The 18,638-nt window shown below is 44.2% G+C and carries 16 protein-coding genes; 14 read left to right on the forward strand and 2 right to left on the reverse strand.

Features of this window, described 5'->3' with window-relative positions; translation table 11 throughout:
- From OKX00_RS01245 to OKX00_RS01260, 4 genes are all read left to right on the forward strand, one after another.
- Complete coding sequence (locus tag OKX00_RS01245; protein ID WP_053356435.1) at positions 1-657, forward strand: TetR/AcrR family transcriptional regulator; 657 nt, start codon at positions 1-3, stop codon at positions 655-657.
- A 14-nt stretch (positions 658-671) separates the two neighbouring features.
- Positions 672-3,932 carry a fused isobutyryl-CoA mutase/GTPase IcmF gene (gene icmF, locus OKX00_RS01250; RefSeq protein WP_265409098.1) on the forward strand — a complete coding sequence of 1,087 codons (3,261 nt, stop codon included), beginning with the start codon at positions 672-674 and terminating at the stop codon, positions 3,930-3,932.
- Between the two features lie 429 nt (positions 3,933-4,361).
- Complete coding sequence (rpoE, locus tag OKX00_RS01255) at positions 4,362-4,934, forward strand: DNA-directed RNA polymerase subunit delta (RefSeq protein ID WP_265409099.1); 573 nt, start codon at positions 4,362-4,364, stop codon at positions 4,932-4,934.
- Between the two features lie 490 nt (positions 4,935-5,424).
- Complete coding sequence (locus OKX00_RS01260) at positions 5,425-7,026, forward strand: CTP synthase (RefSeq protein ID WP_265409100.1); 1,602 nt, start codon at positions 5,425-5,427, stop codon at positions 7,024-7,026.
- A gap of 522 nt (positions 7,027-7,548) precedes the next feature.
- Here the strand turns inward: OKX00_RS01260 and OKX00_RS01265 are convergent.
- Entirely contained in the window at positions 7,549-8,079 is a 531-nt protein-coding gene (locus OKX00_RS01265) for a DUF2529 family protein (protein ID WP_265409101.1), read from the reverse strand.
- Between the two features lie 145 nt (positions 8,080-8,224).
- Here OKX00_RS01265 and OKX00_RS01270 point away from each other — a divergent pair, with 145 nt between their 5' ends.
- From OKX00_RS01270 to OKX00_RS01310, 9 genes are all read left to right on the forward strand, one after another.
- Positions 8,225-8,593, forward strand: a complete 369-nt coding sequence (locus OKX00_RS01270) for a response regulator (RefSeq protein ID WP_369795851.1) — start codon at positions 8,225-8,227, stop codon at positions 8,591-8,593.
- Between the two features lie 210 nt (positions 8,594-8,803).
- On the forward strand, positions 8,804-9,667 hold the full coding sequence (fba, locus tag OKX00_RS01275; protein ID WP_265409102.1) for a class II fructose-1,6-bisphosphate aldolase: 864 nt from the start codon (positions 8,804-8,806) through the stop codon (positions 9,665-9,667).
- A 204-nt stretch (positions 9,668-9,871) separates the two neighbouring features.
- Positions 9,872-10,522 carry a fructose-6-phosphate aldolase gene (gene fsa, locus OKX00_RS01280; protein WP_053356441.1) on the forward strand — a complete coding sequence of 217 codons (651 nt, stop codon included), beginning with the start codon at positions 9,872-9,874 and terminating at the stop codon, positions 10,520-10,522.
- A 425-nt stretch (positions 10,523-10,947) separates the two neighbouring features.
- Complete coding sequence (locus OKX00_RS01285) at positions 10,948-12,240, forward strand: UDP-N-acetylglucosamine 1-carboxyvinyltransferase (RefSeq protein ID WP_053356442.1); 1,293 nt, start codon at positions 10,948-10,950, stop codon at positions 12,238-12,240.
- Between the two features lie 224 nt (positions 12,241-12,464).
- Positions 12,465-13,433, forward strand: coding sequence for a class II fructose-bisphosphatase (gene glpX / locus OKX00_RS01290; RefSeq protein WP_053356443.1), 969 nt, complete (start codon positions 12,465-12,467; stop codon positions 13,431-13,433).
- A gap of 289 nt (positions 13,434-13,722) precedes the next feature.
- The gene (gene rho, locus OKX00_RS01295) at positions 13,723-15,012 is read left to right on the forward strand and encodes a transcription termination factor Rho (protein ID WP_053356444.1); all 1,290 of its coding nucleotides are present in this window, start codon (positions 13,723-13,725) and stop codon (positions 15,010-15,012) included.
- A 113-nt stretch (positions 15,013-15,125) separates the two neighbouring features.
- Complete coding sequence (locus OKX00_RS01300; protein WP_053356445.1) at positions 15,126-15,371, forward strand: type B 50S ribosomal protein L31; 246 nt, start codon at positions 15,126-15,128, stop codon at positions 15,369-15,371.
- 148 nt (positions 15,372-15,519) lie between these two features.
- The gene (locus tag OKX00_RS01305; protein ID WP_053356446.1) at positions 15,520-16,137 is read left to right on the forward strand and encodes a thymidine kinase; all 618 of its coding nucleotides are present in this window, start codon (positions 15,520-15,522) and stop codon (positions 16,135-16,137) included.
- Positions 16,138-16,248: 111 nt separating this feature from the next.
- Positions 16,249-16,707 (forward strand): hypothetical protein, encoded by a 459-nt coding sequence (locus tag OKX00_RS01310; RefSeq protein WP_053356447.1) that lies wholly within the window; start codon positions 16,249-16,251, stop codon positions 16,705-16,707.
- Between the two features lie 44 nt (positions 16,708-16,751).
- Here OKX00_RS01310 and OKX00_RS01315 read toward each other — a convergent pair whose 3' ends face one another.
- Positions 16,752-18,086 carry an FAD-dependent oxidoreductase gene (locus tag OKX00_RS01315; protein WP_053356448.1) on the reverse strand — a complete coding sequence of 445 codons (1,335 nt, stop codon included), beginning with the start codon at positions 18,084-18,086 and terminating at the stop codon, positions 16,752-16,754.
- Positions 18,087-18,255: 169 nt separating this feature from the next.
- Between OKX00_RS01315 and OKX00_RS01320 the strand changes: the two genes are divergently transcribed.
- Entirely contained in the window at positions 18,256-18,585 is a 330-nt protein-coding gene (locus OKX00_RS01320) for a hypothetical protein (RefSeq protein WP_053356449.1), read from the forward strand.
- Positions 18,586-18,638: the final 53 nt, after the last annotated feature.

Here is an 18,638-nt window from a genome sequence, read left to right on the forward strand (position 1 = left end):
TTGGGAAGAAAGGAAGTACCCTCGCTTGTAAAAGATGAAAAGCTTATCCAGAAAAGGCGCGGAGAAATGGTAAAGGCAGCGGTTAACCTGTTTAAGGAAAACGGCTTTCACCGAACAACAACCCGTGAAATCGCAAAGGCTTCCGGGTTCAGCATCGGAACGCTGTACGAGTATATCCGTTCAAAGGAAGACATCCTATACCTGGTCTGTGACAGTATTTATGAAGGGGTAAAAGAAAAGCTCCATGAACAGATCTCCCTGACAGAGGGCAGCATTGAACATGTAAAAAAAGCGATTGCGGTTTATTTTAATGTAGTCGATGAAATGCAGGATGAAGTGCTTGTCATGTATCAGGAAGCCAAATCACTGTCACGGGAAGCCTTGCCGTATGTGCTGAAAAAAGAGCTGGAGATGACAGCCATTTTTGAGGAGCTCCTGAAACGGACGGTGGAACAGGGTGAACTGGATCTGAATGAGGAAGAAGTTAAGCTTCTGGCCCATAACATTTTAGTTCACGGCCAAATGTGGACCTTCCGCCGCTGGAGCCTCAGAAAAGAATATACATTAGAAGAGTATACGAACATGCAGACCAATCTGCTTTTATATGGCGTTTTAAACCGCAGCCTTACAGGCGAACCAGGTAATTATGTTGTTTGAGAGGAGAAGGGAAAATGAGTAATCCGAAAGTGTACCAGCCGAAGAACCATATCCGTTTTGTAACCGCTTCCAGTCTATTTGACGGACATGATGCGTCTATTAACATTATGAGGCGTATTTTGCAGTCAAGCGGCGCTGAGGTCATCCATCTCGGGCATAACCGTTCAGTAGACGAGGTTGTGAGTGCAGCCATTCAGGAAGATGCTCAGGGGATCGCTATATCTTCCTATCAAGGCGGCCATGTTGAATACTTCAAGTACATGATCGACTTGTTAAAGGAACGGGGAGCAAGCCATATTAAAGTATTTGGCGGAGGCGGAGGCGTTATTATTCCGCCGGAAATAAGGGAACTGCACAGCTACGGCGTAACCCGCCTCTTCTCTCCTGAAGACGGCAGGATCAACGGACTGCAGGGTATGATCAATTTTATGCTGCAGGAGTGCGATTTTCAGACCGTTACAGAACTGACAGACGAACTTGAGAAGCTTCCTGAAAAGGAAAGCCGTGCGGTCGCCCGCCTGATCACTGTAGCAGAGAACGGGGAGTTCGCTCCAAAGGAAACGGCAGCCACTGCTGAGCAGGTGCTTCAACAGGTGAAAAGCTCGCAGCAAAACGTGCCTGTACTGGGTATTACGGGAACGGGCGGAGCAGGGAAAAGCTCCTTAACCGATGAGCTTGTGCGCCGTTACGTGAATGAATTTGAAGATAAGACGGTAGCCATCCTTTCCATCGACCCTACAAAGCAAAAAACAGGCGGAGCCTTGCTTGGCGACCGCATCCGTATGAATTCCATTTACAATCCTCGCGTATACATGCGCAGTCTCGCAACACGCGGTTCACGGTCAGAGCTTTCTGCGGCTATTCGTGATGCTCTTTCAGTTGTAAGGGCAGCAGGATATGATCTGGTCATCGTCGAGACGAGCGGGATTGGCCAGGGAGATGCTGGAATTGTAGATATTTCTGATGTCTCCATGTATGTCATGACGAGCGAGTTTGGAGCACCTTCACAGCTGGAGAAGATTGACATGATCGACTATGCTGACCTTATCGCGATCAATAAATACGAGCGTAAAGGTTCAGAAGATGCTCTAAGGGACGTAAGGAAGCAATATCAGCGCTCACGCCAATGGTTTGAAAAAGAATTGGATGGTATGCCCGTATATGGAACCATTGCGAGCCAGTTTAATGACGAAGGAACGAATACCCTGTTCCGCGCATTGATCCATACCTTAAATGATAAATGTTCATTAGGCTGGCAGCTCAAGCCTCTGGCTGAAGAAACCGTTGCAAAAAAGAATGTGATCATCCCGGGTGAGCGAAGCCAGTATTTGAATGACCTTGTCTATACAATGAGAGATTACTACAAGACCATGAATGAACAAGTGAAGTACGCAAGAAAAAGCTATCAGCTCAAAGGTTCGATCGAAACCATCCAAGAGATCAACGTCAATGGTGAAGTTGTTTCCACCTTAGAAGAAGCAAGAGACCTAGTAGAGGAGAAGCTTCTTCCGTACTCCAAGAAAACACTCGACAACTGGCCGAAGCTGAGAGAGCAGTACAGCGGCATGGAGTTTGTGACAAAAATCAGAGACAAAGAGATTGTCACAGAGCTTACAACCAAAAGTCTTTCAGGTTTAAACATACCCAAAGTGTCACTTCCGAAGTTTGAAGACTGGGGAGAGATCCTAAAATGGGTGATGAAGGAAAATTTGCCGGGCGCCTTCCCTTATACGGCGGGAGTTTTCCCGTTTAAGCGAAAGGGTGAAGATCCGAAGCGCCAGTTTGCAGGAGAAGGAACGCCGGAACGAACGAACCGACGCTTCCACTATCTTTCAAAAGACGATGATGCCAAGCGCTTAAGCACAGCCTTTGACTCCGTTACCCTGTACGGCGAGGATCCTGATTATCGTCCGGATATTTATGGAAAAGTCGGAGAAAGCGGCGTCAGCATCTGTACGCTGGAAGATATGAAAAAGCTTTATGACGGCTTCGATCTGATTGCGCCAAGCACCTCTGTTTCAATGACGATTAATGGTCCAGCGCCAATCATTCTCGCCATGTTCATGAACACAGCGATTGATCAGCAGCTTCAACAATTTGAGCAGGAAAATGGCCGCCGTCCGAATGAAGACGAGTACAAGGAGATTGCCGCCAAGACACTGGCTAGTGTACGCGGAACGGTTCAGGCAGACATATTGAAGGAAGATCAAGGGCAGAATACATGTATCTTCTCAACTGAATTCGCTCTTCGCATGATGGGCGATATCCAGCAATATTTTATCGACCATAATGTGCGTAACTACTATTCTGTTTCGATCTCCGGCTATCACATTGCAGAAGCCGGCGCTAACCCGATCACACAGCTGGCGTTTACGTTGGCGAATGGGTTCACCTATGTGGAATATTACTTAAGCCGAGGTATGAACATTGACGATTTCGCACCAAATCTATCGTTCTTTTTCAGTAATGGTTTAGATCCGGAATACGCGGTGATAGGCCGGGTCGCACGAAGAATCTGGGCAACAGTAATGAAAAATAAATATGGTGCAAATGAGCGAAGCCAGAAGCTGAAGTATCATGTTCAAACGTCTGGAAGATCGCTTCATGCGCAAGAGATCGATTTTAACGACATCCGTACGACCCTGCAAGCGTTGATGGCACTTTATGATAACTGTAATTCTTTGCATACCAATTCCTATGATGAAGCAATCACGACACCGACAGAGGAATCTGTTCGCCGAGCGATGGCCATCCAGCTTATTATTACGAAGGAAATGGGTCTCGCCCGCAATGAAAATTCACTTCAAGGATCCTTTATTATTGAAGAGCTGACTGACCTTGTAGAAGAAGCAGTCCTTCAGGAATTTGAAAGGCTGAATGCAAGGGGCGGTGTCTTAGGCTCGATGGAAACACAGTATCAGCGAGGAAAGATACAGGAAGAGTCCATGTATTATGAGATGAAAAAGCATAATGGAGAGCTGCCGATCATCGGTGTCAATACGTACCTGAATCCCAATCCTCCAAAAGATGAAGAATTTAACATGCAGCTGGCACGGGCAACGAAGGAAGAGAAGGAACAGCAGATCGCCAGCCTCAATGATTTCAAAAACAGGCATGTTGAACAATCGGTTCAAGCACTGCGCAAACTTCAGGAAACAGCCTTGAACGGCGGGAACATTTTTGAAGAACTGATGAAGACCGTCAGAGTAGCAAGCCTTGGCCAAATCACATCTGCTTTATATGAAGTGGGCGGCAAATACCGTAGAAATATGTAAAAACAAAAAATAGAAAAAGAGGGTTAACCCTCTTTTTCTATTTTTAGCTTACTCAATGTTGCAAAAACATCACTAAAGGCATCATCGAACGGGTGTCAGGCACCCGAAGTTAACCCAAAGGTGTCTGACACCCAAATAAACAAAACTAGTTGCTCGTTGAATAAAAACATGGCGATCCAGCCGAATTTGGCTAGAGAACCAAAGTTTCATGCTACGTAGCAATTAGTCTATTTGGGGGGTGCCAGGCACCTTTTGAGTTAATTGATGGTGCCTGGCACCCGTGCAGTGAGGTGATTTTTAAAAAAAAGATGTCATTCATCTAGCATATCCTTGGAAGATTTGTTTATAATGAAGAGTATAATTCTTCTAGAACAAAACTTGTGCATCTATGACATAAATAGATTTATTGATTTGAAAGGAAGTGCCAACTTGAGTTTAATCAAATCTTATTCAAAAGATGACATCGTGGAAATGGCCATGGTTGAGATCGCTTTTGAAATTTTAAAAGAAGAAAAACAAACAGTTCCTTTTTATGAACTAGTTCAGCGTATTAAAGATATGAAGGGATTATCTGATGCTGCAGTCGAACGCCGTCTATCACATTTTTATACAGACATGAACATCGACGGCCGTTTTGTTTCTCTCGGTGACAACAAGTGGGGTCTTAAAGCTTGGTATCCGATTGAGAGCAGTGAAGAAGAGCTTGGGAACACGAACAAGCCAACGAAACGCAAAAAGGTTGTCGCTGAAGATGAAGATTTTGACGAGTTCGAAGAAGACTTTGATGAAGAAGACTTCGATGCTCTCGATGTTGAAGATGAGTTTGCGAAAGCGAGCAGCAGTGACGACGATGACGAAGAGGACGAAGAGGAATTGGACGAAGACTTCGACGAATTTGAAGACAGCGAAGAAGAGCTGGATGAAGATATCGAAGACGAAGAAGACGAAGCAGCTGAAGAGGAATTATACGAGGTTGAAAACGAAGATAAAGAAGACAAGTAACACATATGGGATATTCTGCCCGGTGGAGCCTGAAAACAGCGCCCGCCGGGTTTTATAATGTCTAGCTCAGCGTCCAGGACGAAATATGAAACACCATTTCGTCATAAGTCCTCGCAGGACGAAATTTAAAATATAATTTCGTCTTTGGTCGCTTCACTCTTACTCCTTAACACAAAGAGCGTGTTGCTGTGTAAAAGTTCCAGCACTTGTCGGACTTTAGCAGGACGCATCCGCTTTTCCTGTTATTTCTTACTTTTGCAAATTTCTTTCTAGTCCTTGACATTCGATTGGAAAGCCGATAAAATCATTTTTGGGCTAAACGTATATATAAATAATTTTTTGCGGATAAAAACAAAAGTGCCCCCTTTATTGGGGAGGAGTCACTTTTGTTTTTTTTTTATTTTAAGCTTCTTATACCATATTGTTCTTTCTGCTTGAAACAGAAGCAGAGGGGTATACTTAATTGTGAAATCCAGAGGGGGAATAAAGAATGGCAAAGTATATTTTTGTAACAGGGGGAGTGGTTTCGTCTCTTGGAAAAGGGATTACTGCAGCTTCCTTGGGCCGATTGTTAAAAAACAGAGGCGTTAAGGTAACTACCCAAAAGTTCGATCCTTATATTAACGTGGATCCGGGAACGATGAGTCCTTATCAGCACGGTGAAGTTTTCGTAACAGATGACGGCGCTGAAACAGACCTCGACCTTGGACACTATGAGCGTTTCATTGATATTAACCTAAATAAATTCAGTTCTGTTACAACAGGTAAGATCTACTCTACTGTTCTCCGCAAAGAAAGAAGAGGAGAGTATTTGGGTGGCACAGTACAGGTTATTCCTCACGTCACCAATGAAATTAAAGAGCGTGTATTCCGCGCAGGCCGTGAGACTAACGCTGATGTAGTCATCACTGAAATCGGGGGAACAGTAGGGGATATTGAAAGTTTGCCATTTCTTGAAGCCATTCGCCAGATCAAGAGTGATGTTGGTTCGGAAAATGTGATGTATATCCACTGTACACTTATTCCTTACATTAAAGCTGCCGGTGAGTTGAAAACAAAACCGACACAGCACAGCGTAAAAGAACTTCGAAGCCTTGGAATTCAGCCAAACATCATCGTCGTTCGAACGGAAATGCCAGTCTCTGACGATATGAAAGAAAAAATCGGCCTCTTCTGTGATATTGATCCAAAAGCGGTCATTGAAGCACGTGACGCAGATACTCTGTACCGTGTACCGATCGACCTTCAAGAACAAAATATGGATCAGATCGTTTGCGACCACTTAAAATTGGACTGCAAAGAAGCTGACATGGGTGAATGGAAAGGCTTGATCGACCGCGTACTGAACTTGTCAGGAAAAGCAAAAATCGCATTGGTCGGAAAATACGTAGCACTTCAGGATGCCTATATTTCAGTGGTTGAATCCTTGCGCCATGCAGGATATCACCATGATGCGGATATTGATATCCAATGGATCAACTCTGAAGATGTAACAAAAGAAAATGTGGCTGAAACACTGAAGGATGCAGATGGAATCCTTGTTCCCGGCGGTTTCGGAGACCGTGGTGTGGAAGGGAAAATCCTCACGATCCAGTATGCCCGCGAGAACAAAGTTCCTTACCTCGGAATCTGCCTTGGCATGCAGCTGGCATCTGTTGAATTTGCGCGAAATGTGCTGGGCATGGATGGTGCACATTCCACAGAACTTCTTCCGTCCACCGAGTATCCGATTATCGATTTGCTTCCTGAGCAAAAAGATGTGGAAGACCTTGGCGGTACACTTCGTCTAGGGCTTTATCCATGTAAGCTTAACGAAGGATCCAAAGCATATGATGCTTATCAGGATGAAGTGGTTTATGAGCGCCACCGCCACCGTTACGAGTTCAATAACGAATATCGTGACCAAATGGAGAAGGAAGGTTTTGTATTTTCGGGAACCAGCCCTGATGGCCGTTTAGTCGAAATTATCGAACTTAAAGATCACCCTTGGTTTGTCGCTTCTCAATTCCATCCAGAGTTTATCTCGCGCCCGACCCGTCCGCAGCCTCTATTCCGTGAATTTATCGGAGCTGCTCTGCAAATGAAAAACTAATAAGAAAAGCGTAAGCGCACTTTGCGCTGAAACTGGACATAGCAAACAGAAAACCCGGCTGATTTCAGCCGGGTTTTTTATGATGTTTAGATTAATTTTGCCTGTTGAAACTCAGCATTACCGGCCCTAATTAGTTCTCCGCGTACGGTTTGAGAGGGGGGCGACCGCAGGGCAGTGGACGAATATAGGGCCAAGCTTTGCTGAATGCGCTCTGACTTGCTGCAGACCTTGGCTGTAGGCACTTTGTAAGAAGGGGCTTATGAAGGAGGCTTTTGCTTGCTCGAAGGAAGGTTGAGATTATTAAGGGGCTGGATAAGGATTAGGACGTTCGTCCCTCCTTATTACAGAGAATTCGGCAAATATTGACATATTCCTTCATTGTTTTTAAATTTTTTTTGGTAAGGTAATTAGGTTACATAATGGCGGTTTGGACAGTAAATATGCGATTTTGGACAGTAAATTTAAATTTTTGCTCGTATTTTACGCTTTTTGGACAGTAAATCCTGCATCCCCGCCAGTAAATCAATCTTCGTACTCTTCAAGTATCTCTTTTGCCGTTAAAAACAAGGCATGATAGGCAAATAAACCTGCCATGGCAGAAGGAATTCCTACTCGTTCCCCGTTTTCAGCTGGAACAAGTCCTTTTTTTACCTTTAAATCAATAAAAGCATCACAATAGGGTATCGTTTCTTCCTCTTTTTCGATTTGTGAAGCAAGGAAAATGAGGTTTGCATCCGTGTTTTGCTTTATTTCCTGCAATAGGGCGAGTGTTTGCTGATCGCAATGAAACCGGGCAGATGCGATTACAGTGTCTACACTTGTTAAGCCGCTGACCTCTGAAGCGTTAAGCCGCTTAGCATTGGAAAAAGCCTCTTGTCCATGGATTCCTTCAGCACACACTGCCTCCATCTCATCTTTTCCTGTAAAATAGACAGTGCCATTCGATAGAACAGTCTGCGCTAAGAGCCTGGCTGCGTCTTCAAAGGCAAATTCATTATCCTGCTGGATTTTAGAAAAAATCCCATTAAGCTGGGTGGAAAATATCTTTAACATAAGATCTCCTCTTCGTTTCGGTAGTTTGGTTTAGTATAACGCATTGTTTTTTTTATTTCACTCGAAGCAGCAGGAAAACGACAGGATTCACAGAATTAGTTAGAATATGGATTTGATCGAAAAAATTATGTCAGAGGTGAGCAGGTTGAGTAAAATATTGATTGTGGATGACCAATACGGAATTCGGATTCTTTTAAATGAGATTTTTCAAAAAGAGGGGTATCAGACGTTTCAGGCTGCAAACGGCGTGCAGGCTCTTTCGATCGTTGAAGAGGAAACACCGGATCTTGTGATTTTGGATATGAAAATTCCAGGGATGGACGGACTGGAAATTTTACGCCATGTCAAAAAAATGAATTCCTCCATTCAAGTCATCATCATGACCGCTTATGGCGAATTGGATATGATCCATGAAGCGATAAAGCTCGGGGCCATCACCCATTTTGCGAAACCGTTCGACATTGACGAAATTCGCGCAGCGGTGAGGAAAGAATTACCAATTAGCGCAGGATAAGAAAAAATTCTACAAATCATTGACATATCGGCATTGGTAGCGCTTGCACGCAAAAAGCCTGATTTATTGCGGTTTTCAAGCGCTATTGGTATGCTATAATAGGTTTGAAAAAAGACTAACTAATGTTTAACATATGGCATTTTCGGAAAAAGATTGAAGATGATTCTTTTTTCGTTTTTTTGTGCCAATAGTAAAGGGAGGACATGAAACATGCCTTTAGTGTCAATGAAAGAAATGCTCGAAAAAGGAAAAGCGGAGGGATATGCTGTCGGTCAATTCAACATTAATAACCTTGAATTTACCCAAGCGATTCTCAAAGCTGCTCAGGAAGAAAAATCTCCGGTAATTCTTGGCGTTTCAGAAGGCGCTGCTCGTTACATGGGTGGTTTTAAACTTGTCGCCAGCATGGTTAAAGAATTAATCGAAGAATATAAAGTAACTGTACCGGTTGCGATCCACTTGGATCATGGCTCCAGCTACCAAAAATGTGCTGAAGCAATCCATGCCGGTTTCACTTCCGTTATGATTGACGGATCTCATTTCCCGCTTGAGGAAAACATTGCATTAACGAAAAAAGTTGTAGAACTTGCTCACTTCCACGGTGTGTCAGTTGAAGCTGAACTAGGCCGTATCGGCGGACAGGAAGATGATCTTGTAGTTGATGATGCTGAAGCAGCATACGCTATTCCTTCTGAATGTGATCAGCTTGTACGCGAAACAGGTGTAGATTGCTTTGCTCCTGCACTAGGAAGCGTGCACGGACCTTACAAAGGTGAGCCGAACCTTGGCTTTGACCGCATGAAAGAAGTAAATGAATTAACTGGTGTTCCTCTTGTACTTCATGGCGGAACAGGAATTCCTACACACGATATCCAAAAAGCAATCTCTCTAGGTACAGCTAAAATCAACGTAAACACTGAAAACCAAATTGCGTCTTTCAATGCAGTAAAAGAATTTATTGCTGCCAACCCAGATAAATACGATCCACGTAAATACCTTACTGCTGCCCGTGATGCAATCCAGGAAACAGTTCAAGGTAAAATGCGCGAGTTCGGTTCTTCAAACAAGGCGTAAGAATGATATGAAAATAAAAACGGCTCATGCCGTTTTTATTTCTCTGCATGAAACCGCCTATACATTATAGGCGGTTTCATTTACAATGAAGATGTAAAAAAAGGGTTACTAATTTCGGGTATGAAAGTTGTTGTGTGGAAAAGACTAAAAGGGAATTTAGACATCGTGTCTGTACAACCACTTTAATATAGGAGTGAATGAATAATGAAATTTTTTATTGATACTGCAAATATTGACGAAATCCGCGAAGCACATGAGCTTGGCATCTTATCAGGGGTTACAACAAACCCAACTTTAGTGGCAAAAGAAGGCGTTGATTTTCATGACCGCATTCGTGAGATCGCTGCTCTTGTTCCTGGTTCTGTTAGTGCCGAAGTTATTTCATTAAAAGCGGAAGAAATGATTGAAGAAGGAAAAGTGCTTGCTGCTATCGCACCGAACATTACGGTTAAAGTTCCGATGACTACAGAAGGCTTAAAAGCAGTAAAGGCGTTTAGTGAAATGAACATTAAAACCAATGTTACATTGATCTTTAATGCCAACCAGGCGTTATTGGCTGCAAGAGCGGGTGCTACTTATGTATCACCATTCCTTGGAAGACTCGATGACATCGGACAAGATGGTTTAGGATTGATTTCGCAAATCGCTGAAATCTTTGCGATCCACGAACTTCCTGCCCAAATCATCGCAGCTTCTGTCCGCCATCCGGTGCACGTAACAGAAGCAGCCCTTCGTGGAGCACACATTGCAACGATTCCGCTCAAGGTCATCAAGGGCCTCGTGAGCCACCCATTAACTGACCAAGGGATTGAGCGTTTCTTAAGCGATTGGGAAGCTGTTAAAAACCGCGGCTAGAAGATACTATAACCTATCCAAGCACCACCTCCCGTGGTGCTTGTTTTTGGTTTTTACCATAACAAACACAGTTTTCTTATCATAGGTTCTTTTCTAAAAGATTGTTGCTTTGGAACCTTCTTGTAAAGAGGCTTCAATGACAAGTTGATTGGAGTGCAAGGTGCGAGACTCCTTCGGGGGAAGCGTGACAGGTGAGACACGCAGACGCATGTGCCGAGGGGCTCAGCGCACGCCCCGCGAAAGTAGGCGTTTACGCCGGTAAAAGCGAGCACCCTGAAGCGGAAATCAACCACTCCCAAGAGCAACAAAGGTTACGAAATAGATTACCATAAAAAACCAAAATATTAGCATGATATTCCAGTTGTTGAGAATACTACAAGCAACAACGACTGGAGTTAACCGCTTGATGCAGAAGGGAGCAAACCATGGAACAGAAGCTTATGATTGAAGGGGGTTATCCCCTTGAAGGAACCGTTCATATTAGCGGAGCCAAGAACAGTGCGGTTGCATTAATCCCTGCTACCATTCTTGCAGAATCCCAAGTCATCATAGATCAGCTGCCTAATATATCAGATGTACGTTTGTTAAGAGATTTGTTGGAAGAAATCGGCGGAGAAGCCGAATTGGATGAAAATAATTCATTGACTGTTAATCCGGAAAAAATGATTGCTATGCCGCTTCCCAACGGAAAGGTTAAGAAACTTAGAGCCTCTTATTACCTCATGGGTGCTATGCTTGGCCGTTTCAAAAAAGCAGTCATCGGTCTTCCGGGAGGCTGTAATCTTGGCCCAAGGCCTATTGATCAGCATATTAAAGGATTTGAGGCATTAGGTGCAAAAGTTACCAATGAGCAAGGAGCCATCTACCTACGTGCAGATGAGCTCATCGGCGCACGAATCTATTTAGACGTAGTGAGTGTCGGCGCGACAATTAACATTATGCTTGCTGCGGTTAGAGCCAAGGGCCAAACCATCATTGAAAACGCGGCAAAAGAGCCTGAAATTATTGATGTTGCCACTCTTCTTACGAGTATGGGAGCAAAAATTAAAGGTGCAGGTACAGATGTGATCCGAATCGATGGAGTAGACCATCTTCACGGATGCCGCCACTCTATCATTCCAGACCGAATCGAAGCAGGTACCTACATGATATTGGCAGCAGCGGTAGGCCAGCAAGTACTAATAGATAATGTTATTCCGCTTCATTTAGAGTCATTGATTGCCAAGCTCCGGGAAATGGGCGTTCATATAGAAACAAAAGATGATCAAGTCCTTATTCATAACAGCGGAAATCCGTTAAAAAGTGTAGATATTAAGACTCTGGTTTATCCTGGTTTTCCTACGGATCTTCAGCAGCCGTTCACTTCATTGCTCACGAAAGCGGAAGGAACGAGTATCGTAACGGATACCATTTATTCTGCACGATTTAAGCATATTGATGAGTTGAGAAGAATGGGTGCCAACGTGAAGGTAGAAGGCCGATCTGCCATAATTAATGGACAGGCCCGCCTTGAGGGTGCCAAAGTAAAAGCCAGTGATCTCCGTGCAGGAGCGGCTCTTGTGGTTGCCGGTCTTATGTCAGAAGGTATCACAGAGGTTTCAGGTCTTGAACATATTGATCGCGGCTACGAATCACTTGTTGATAAACTGTTGGGGCTTGGCGCGAAAATCTGGCGTGAAAACCTTGATGTCGAGGAAATGGAAGAGATCGAGAAATAGGCGCTTTCGACAGGCGTCTCAGCTTTTCAATATGATCCAGCTTCAGTGTCCTGGTCCTCGATGGCTGAAAAGGAACCTCTCTTTTCATCCTTGGCCACTTCGTTCTTGAGCAGAAAACAAAGAACGTTTTATGCTCAAGACCTCCAGTGCTAGTCGGACCATAACGGCCACTTCAGCATTTCTAATTTTTGTAAGCGTTTTTCTAGAAGGGGGAAGTTATTTCAATGGAACGTAGTTTATCAATGGAACTAGTACGTGTTACAGAAGCCGCAGCACTTGCTTCAGCCCGTTGGATGGGCCGGGGCGTAAAGGATGAAGCAGATGATGCAGCAACAACTGCCATGCGCGATGTTTTTGATACTGTCCCGATGAAGGGAACGGTCGTCATTGGCGAGGGAGAAATGGATGAGGCTCCTATGCTTTATATTGGTGAAAAGCTGGGAACAGGCTATGGCCCGCGTGTAGATGTAGCGGTAGATCCTCTCGAAGGAACGAACATTGTGGCTTCCGGAACTTGGAATGCTTTAGCTGTTTTGGCTGTGGCGGACCACGGAAACCTTCTGCATGCACCGGATATGTATATGGATAAAATTGCCGTAGGTCCAGAAGCGGTAGGCCAGATCGACATCGATGCACCAACCATCGACAACCTAAGAGCCGTTGCCAAAGCTCGTAATAAGGACATTGAGGACCTTGTTGCCATCGTCCTTAACCGCCCAAGACATGAGAAAGTCATCCAGGAGATCAGAGAAGCTGGTGCAAGAATTAAGCTGATTTCTGATGGTGATGTGGCTGCAGCCATTAATACAGCATTTGAAGGAACAGGCGTGGATATCTTATTTGGATCAGGAGGAGCTCCTGAAGGTGTCATTGCCGCAGTAGCTTTAAAGTGCCTTGGTGGAGAAATACAAGGTAAATTGCTTCCCCAAAATGACTCAGAATTAGAACGATGCCGCAGAATGGGGATCACCGACATTAATAAAGTCCTCCGTATGGAAGATCTCGTCAAAGGCGATGATGCGATTTTTGCTGCAACAGGTGTAACAGACGGAGAACTCTTAAAAGGTGTCCAGTTTAAAGGGACGATCGGTACAACGCACTCTGTCGTCATGCGCGCAAAGTCAGGTACCGTTCGATTTATCGATGGGCGCCACAGTCTGAAAAAGAAACCTGATCTTGTCATTAGACCATAGTCCTTTTTATATAGTCCGGCGCCTATCTCTTCTGCATCATTTGTTCGGAAGAGGAAGCGTCCGGATTTTTACTTTTTTCATCCTGTCTTTATCTATGACTTGATTAAACCCGCAATTTGTGGTTAAAATATGAAGTACTGTTTATTTATAATATGAAATTTCCACTTCTGGTTTACTTACTTCAATAGTATCCTTCCAACCCTTCATTTCTGTTGCCCTGTTCTTTCATAAAAAACGATTAAAACAGAAAACACAGTGTTTAGAAAATAGAATAAAGTGTGGTGTCATTATGGGCTTAGTATTATCTGAATTAGAAACAAAAAAATTAAAAGAATTATATGAACTTGCAAGACAATATAGAGTTCCTTATTATGGGAAATTAACGAAAAGAGAATTGATGTTTTCCATTCTTAAAGCACAGGCTGAACAGGATGGATATTCATTTATGGAAGGGATTCTCGAAGTTATTCCGAATGAAGGCTTTGGATTTTTGCGTCCGATCAACTACTCTCCAAGTTCCCAGGATATTTATATTTCAGCCTCGCAGATCCGCAGGTTTGATCTAAGAAACGGGGACAAGGTTTCCGGTAAAGTCCGTCCTCCAAAGGAAAATGAACGTTATTATGGATTGCTTCAGGTTGAAGCGGTAAACGGCGAGGATCCAGACACAGCAAAAGAACGTGTTCACTTCCCTGCATTAACGGCTCTTTATCCTGAAAAGAAAATGGTGCTTGAAACCGAGCGCACGAACCTTTCAACCCGTATCATGGACATGATTGCACCGGTTGGCTTCGGTCAGCGCGGATTGATTGTCGCGCCTCCTAAAGCTGGTAAGACCAGTCTTTTAAAGGAGGTCGCACACAGCATTTCGACTAACCATCCTGATACTGAACTGATTGTCCTGCTGATCGACGAGCGTCCGGAAGAAGTAACAGATATTGAGCGGTCCGTTAAAGGCGATGTCGTCAGCTCTACGTTTGACGAGGTACCGGAAAACCACATTAAAGTTGCAGAGCTCGTATTAGAACGTGCAATGCGCCTTGTGGAACATAAAAAAGATGTTGTTATCCTGTTGGATAGCATTACACGTCTTGCCCGTGCGTACAACCTTGTCATTCCTCCAAGCGGACGTACATTATCCGGCGGGATTGACCCGGCTGCTTTCCATCGTCCGAAGCGCTTTTTCGGGGCTGCCCGAAACATTGAAGAAGGCGGGAGCTTAACGATTTTGGCAACGGCTTTGGTTGAGACGGGCTCTCGGATGGATGATGTGATCTATGAAGAGTTCAAAGGGACAGGCAACATGGAGCTGCACCTTGACCGTAAGCTTGCTGAACGACGAATCTTCCCTGCAATCGATATTCGCCGATCAGGTACGAGAAAAGAAGAAATGCTTATCCAGAAGGATCACCTTGAATCGTTATGGGCCATCCGAAAAACAATGGATGATTCGTATGATTTCGTAGATACGTTCATGAAGCGTTTACGAAAAACAACCAACAATGAGGATTTCTTCGCGATGTTTGAGGCTGAGAAATCAGGCACGAACAAGCGCGTAAAATCATTGTCGAATTCCTGAAGAATATAAAGGGAATGCTGTTGCAAAATGAACAGCACCCTGTTATACTACTGCTATGTGCTTATTTTAACTCTGGGTCCTCAGGATTCAGGGCAGAAGGAGTTGAGAACGAAATGAAACCAAATTTACATCCGACTTATAATAAAGTTGTATTTGTTGATGCGAGCAGCGGTTATAAGTTCTTATCCGGCTCTACAATGTCTTCTAGCGAAACCATTGAATGGGAAGATGGAAATACTTATCCTGTCATCAAAGTGGATGTTAGTTCCGATACACACCCTTTCTATACTGGGCGTCAGAAGTTTACAGATGTCGGCGGACGTGTTGACCGTTTCAAAAAGAAATACAATCTTAAGTAATATGCTGCAAGTTGTAAGGGGCAAGAGAACTTCTTGCTCCTTTTTTTTGTAAATAAAGAGAAATTTGCCGCCTCGTTATAAGGCGTTCAGCTAAATAGATGAGTACATAATATATGTAAATACCATGCATGGGAAGGGGAACAGAAACATGTACGTAATGAAGCAGAATGGCTGGGTAGAAGTCATTTGTGGAAGCATGTTTTCAGGAAAATCAGAAGAATTGATACGCAGGGTGCGCCGGGCGAAATATGGAAAGCTTGAAGTTCAAGTTTTTAAACCACTGATCGACAACCGTTACAGTGAAGAGTCAGTGGTTTCTCATAACGGTACCGCAGTCATTGCCCGACCGGTCGAAAAATCAGTTGATATCCTGAAAAGTGTTTCTCCTGACACTGAAGTGGTAGCCATAGATGAAATTCAGTTCTTTGATGAGGATGTCATTTCTGTCGTTCAGGAATTAGCCGACCATGGAATTCGGGTAATAGTTGCAGGACTTGACCAGGATTTCAGAGGCGAACCATTTGGCCCGATGCCAAAGCTTATGGCGCTTGCTGAAAGTGTAACGAAGCTGCACGCGATCTGCATGGTATGCGGATCACCGGCCAGCCGTACACAAAGGCTGATCAACGGAAAACCGGCTTCTTATGATGATCCCATTATTTTGGTAGGTGCATCAGAATCATATGAACCACGCTGCCGCCATTGTCATGAAGTGCCGGGAAAGCCGAATAATCTGCTCGCAAGCTTAGCAGAACAATCAGAATAAATGAAGGATGATTCTCTTTAAGGTGCCAGGCACCTCATGGAGATTCATCCTTTTTTTGTCTGTATTTTTTTAGGCTTAACACAAACCCTAAGATTACGGGAGGTGTTTTCTGTGAAAAATACAGGAGTTTTCCTTATCCTTGCTTTACTGCTGACGGCATGTTCTCCGACGTCTAAAGATCATTTTGAACCGACGGCGAATGAATCAGCCAAGAATATGAAAGACAACATGTGGGGACATGGGATTATTAATTACCATGTGACAAAAAACAACCCAAAGTTCAACTATAGTTCTGAAACGAATAAGAATCCCAATGACTATCAGAAATTGAATACAGCCCGATTTGATATCTCTGATGATCAGGACAAAATTCGTGAGGCGGTCGTCAGCCAGACGGGCATTAACCCTCAGATGGTGACCATCAATGGAAACTATGCACATATTCATTTAAACGTGCCTTCAAGTGTATCTGACCGTAAAAAAGAGAAGATGCGCCGAGACATTAAATCAGCAGCAGAGCAGGCCGTTCCACGCTATAAGTTTTCAGTTAAAGTCGACAGCAGAAGGTGAAAAAACGGCAAATGTCCGTGCTTCCCGCACAGACAAATGCCGTTTTATTTTTTGGCTCTTCTCGCAGCCTGCTGAATCGGATCCCATACCCCGTTATATGGAGGAGCATAGCAAAGATCCAAATCCTCGAGTTCGTGCAGGTCCATTTTGTGAAACATGGCTGTGGCCAAAACATCCACTCTTTTGTCCACCCCATGCTTGCCGATAAACTGCCCGCCCAGAATGCGCTGGTTGTTGGCGTCGAATATGATTTTGACGTGCAGCGGTTCAACTCCAGGAAAATAGCCGGCAATGTCTTTTGCACGCGTCATTACTGTTTCAACCGGAAAATGGAGCTTTTCCGCTTCTTTCTCGGATATTCCTGTTTTTCCAAGAGAAAGGTCCATGAACTTAATGATGGAGGAGCCGACAATTCCTTTGAACGTCTGCCTCTTTCCTGACATGTTCAGGCCTGCAATCCGGCCTTGCTTGTTCGCTGTTGTGCCAAGAGGAATATGATCATCCATTTCTTTGATCAGGTGGTAATGGCTCGCGCAATCTCCAGCAGCATAGACATCTTTCACATTGGTCCCCATGTACCGGTTGACAAGGATGGCTCCGCTCTCGTGAAGCCGGATCTCCGTATCTTCGATCAATGATGTATTTGGCTTTACACCAACAGATACGATGACCATGTCCGTTGGATAGTCCCGTTTGTTCGTCTTTACGAATTGAACCCGGTCATCTCCCTTAAACCGCTGAACTTCTTCATTCAAACAAACCTCTATGTCATGTTTTTGGGCTTCTTCATGGATCAGTTCTGCCATATCGGAATCAAAGATGGCGCCTAGCTGGGGCCCTCTTTGGATAATCCTTACCCTTTTCCCTAAAAGCCTAAGATTTTCTGCCATCTCAAGCCCGATATAGCCTCCGCCGATAATGGTGACGTCCTGGATGGAAGGATCAAGGTCCTTCTTGATTTTCTCAACGTCAGGAATCGTTTTCACAACATGGATGCCTGGCAGGTGCCTTCCTTCCCATTGCGGCATGACAGGGCTGACCCCCGTTGCAATCAGAAGCTTGTCATATGAAAAAACAAATTCCTCATTCGTTTTTGTATGTATGCCGTAAATGGTCTTTTCCCCTGGATCAACCCGGGTCACTTCATGATAGGTTCTGGCGTCCATTCCATACTTCTCCCTGAAGGTGGTTACATCGCGGGCAATAAGTTCTTCAGAAGATGGAATGAGTCCGCTCACTACATAGGGGAGTCCGCATTGGCCGTAAGAATAGATGCCCCCTTTTTCAAAAATGGTGATGCTGGCCTCCGGATCGTTGCGGACGATTTGCATCGCAGCACTCATCCCGGCCGCATCTCCGCCGATAATACAATAGTTCATACTCTATCCCCTTTCTGTTCTTCTATAGTATTCCCCTTCGTTTTCTTTTAGTCATCTTTAAATGGGTGTTCGCTATTCTTGCACCGTATCCTTTTTTTCTTTCAACACTATCTGTACCAACAAGAACCTGCCGGCGCTGTCGAACAATCATAATAGAGAGGTGTAGAAAATGCTGGATATCTTATCGAACGGAACGGACTGGAACGACCATCCTGTTCCGATCACCACACTTATCAAAAAGTTGAAAGAGAAGCCGCTGGATCCTATCTATGAATCCATGGGAAATTTTATTGTGAAAGTCAATCCGGTTACTGATACGCAGCACGACATACGGCACAAAGGGTGTACCCAATTTTTTGGCCACTTTGCAACCATTCCCTTTGTTTTCAATATTATAACCGATGAAAAAGTCGTGATTGAAGAACTGACAAAGGCCATCCGCATGAATCAGCAGCGACTGGATTACGAAGCGCTGAAAAACCATACATCCATGTATTAAAAACCTTTGCCCGGCGCATCCCTATAGAGTACGATAAAAGAAAGAGCGGGGGT

Source organism: Fictibacillus sp. KU28468 (assembly GCF_026153615.1).
GTDB lineage: Bacteria > Bacillota > Bacilli > Bacillales > Fictibacillaceae > Fictibacillus_C > Fictibacillus_C marinisediminis.

What these genes read in the sequence shown, in the direction of transcription:
- icmF (WP_265409098.1), top strand. Translation starts at nt 672, where the DNA reads ATGAGTAATCCGAAAGTGTACCAGCCGAAGAACCATATCCGTTTTGTA.
- OKX00_RS01260 (WP_265409100.1), top strand. Translation starts at nt 5,425, where the DNA reads ATGGCAAAGTATATTTTTGTAACAGGGGGAGTGGTTTCGTCTCTTGGA.
- OKX00_RS01265 (WP_265409101.1), bottom strand. Translation starts at nt 8,079, where the DNA reads ATGTTAAAGATATTTTCCACCCAGCTTAATGGGATTTTTTCTAAAATC.
- fba (WP_265409102.1), top strand. Translation starts at nt 8,804, where the DNA reads ATGCCTTTAGTGTCAATGAAAGAAATGCTCGAAAAAGGAAAAGCGGAG.
- fsa (WP_053356441.1), top strand. Translation starts at nt 9,872, where the DNA reads ATGAAATTTTTTATTGATACTGCAAATATTGACGAAATCCGCGAAGCA.
- OKX00_RS01285 (WP_053356442.1), top strand. Translation starts at nt 10,948, where the DNA reads ATGGAACAGAAGCTTATGATTGAAGGGGGTTATCCCCTTGAAGGAACC.
- glpX (WP_053356443.1), top strand. Translation starts at nt 12,465, where the DNA reads ATGGAACGTAGTTTATCAATGGAACTAGTACGTGTTACAGAAGCCGCA.
- rho (WP_053356444.1), top strand. Translation starts at nt 13,723, where the DNA reads ATGGGCTTAGTATTATCTGAATTAGAAACAAAAAAATTAAAAGAATTA.
- OKX00_RS01300 (WP_053356445.1), top strand. Translation starts at nt 15,126, where the DNA reads ATGAAACCAAATTTACATCCGACTTATAATAAAGTTGTATTTGTTGAT.
- OKX00_RS01305 (WP_053356446.1), top strand. Translation starts at nt 15,520, where the DNA reads ATGTACGTAATGAAGCAGAATGGCTGGGTAGAAGTCATTTGTGGAAGC.
- OKX00_RS01315 (WP_053356448.1), bottom strand. Translation starts at nt 18,086, where the DNA reads ATGAACTATTGTATTATCGGCGGAGATGCGGCCGGGATGAGTGCTGCG.
- OKX00_RS01320 (WP_053356449.1), top strand. Translation starts at nt 18,256, where the DNA reads ATGCTGGATATCTTATCGAACGGAACGGACTGGAACGACCATCCTGTT.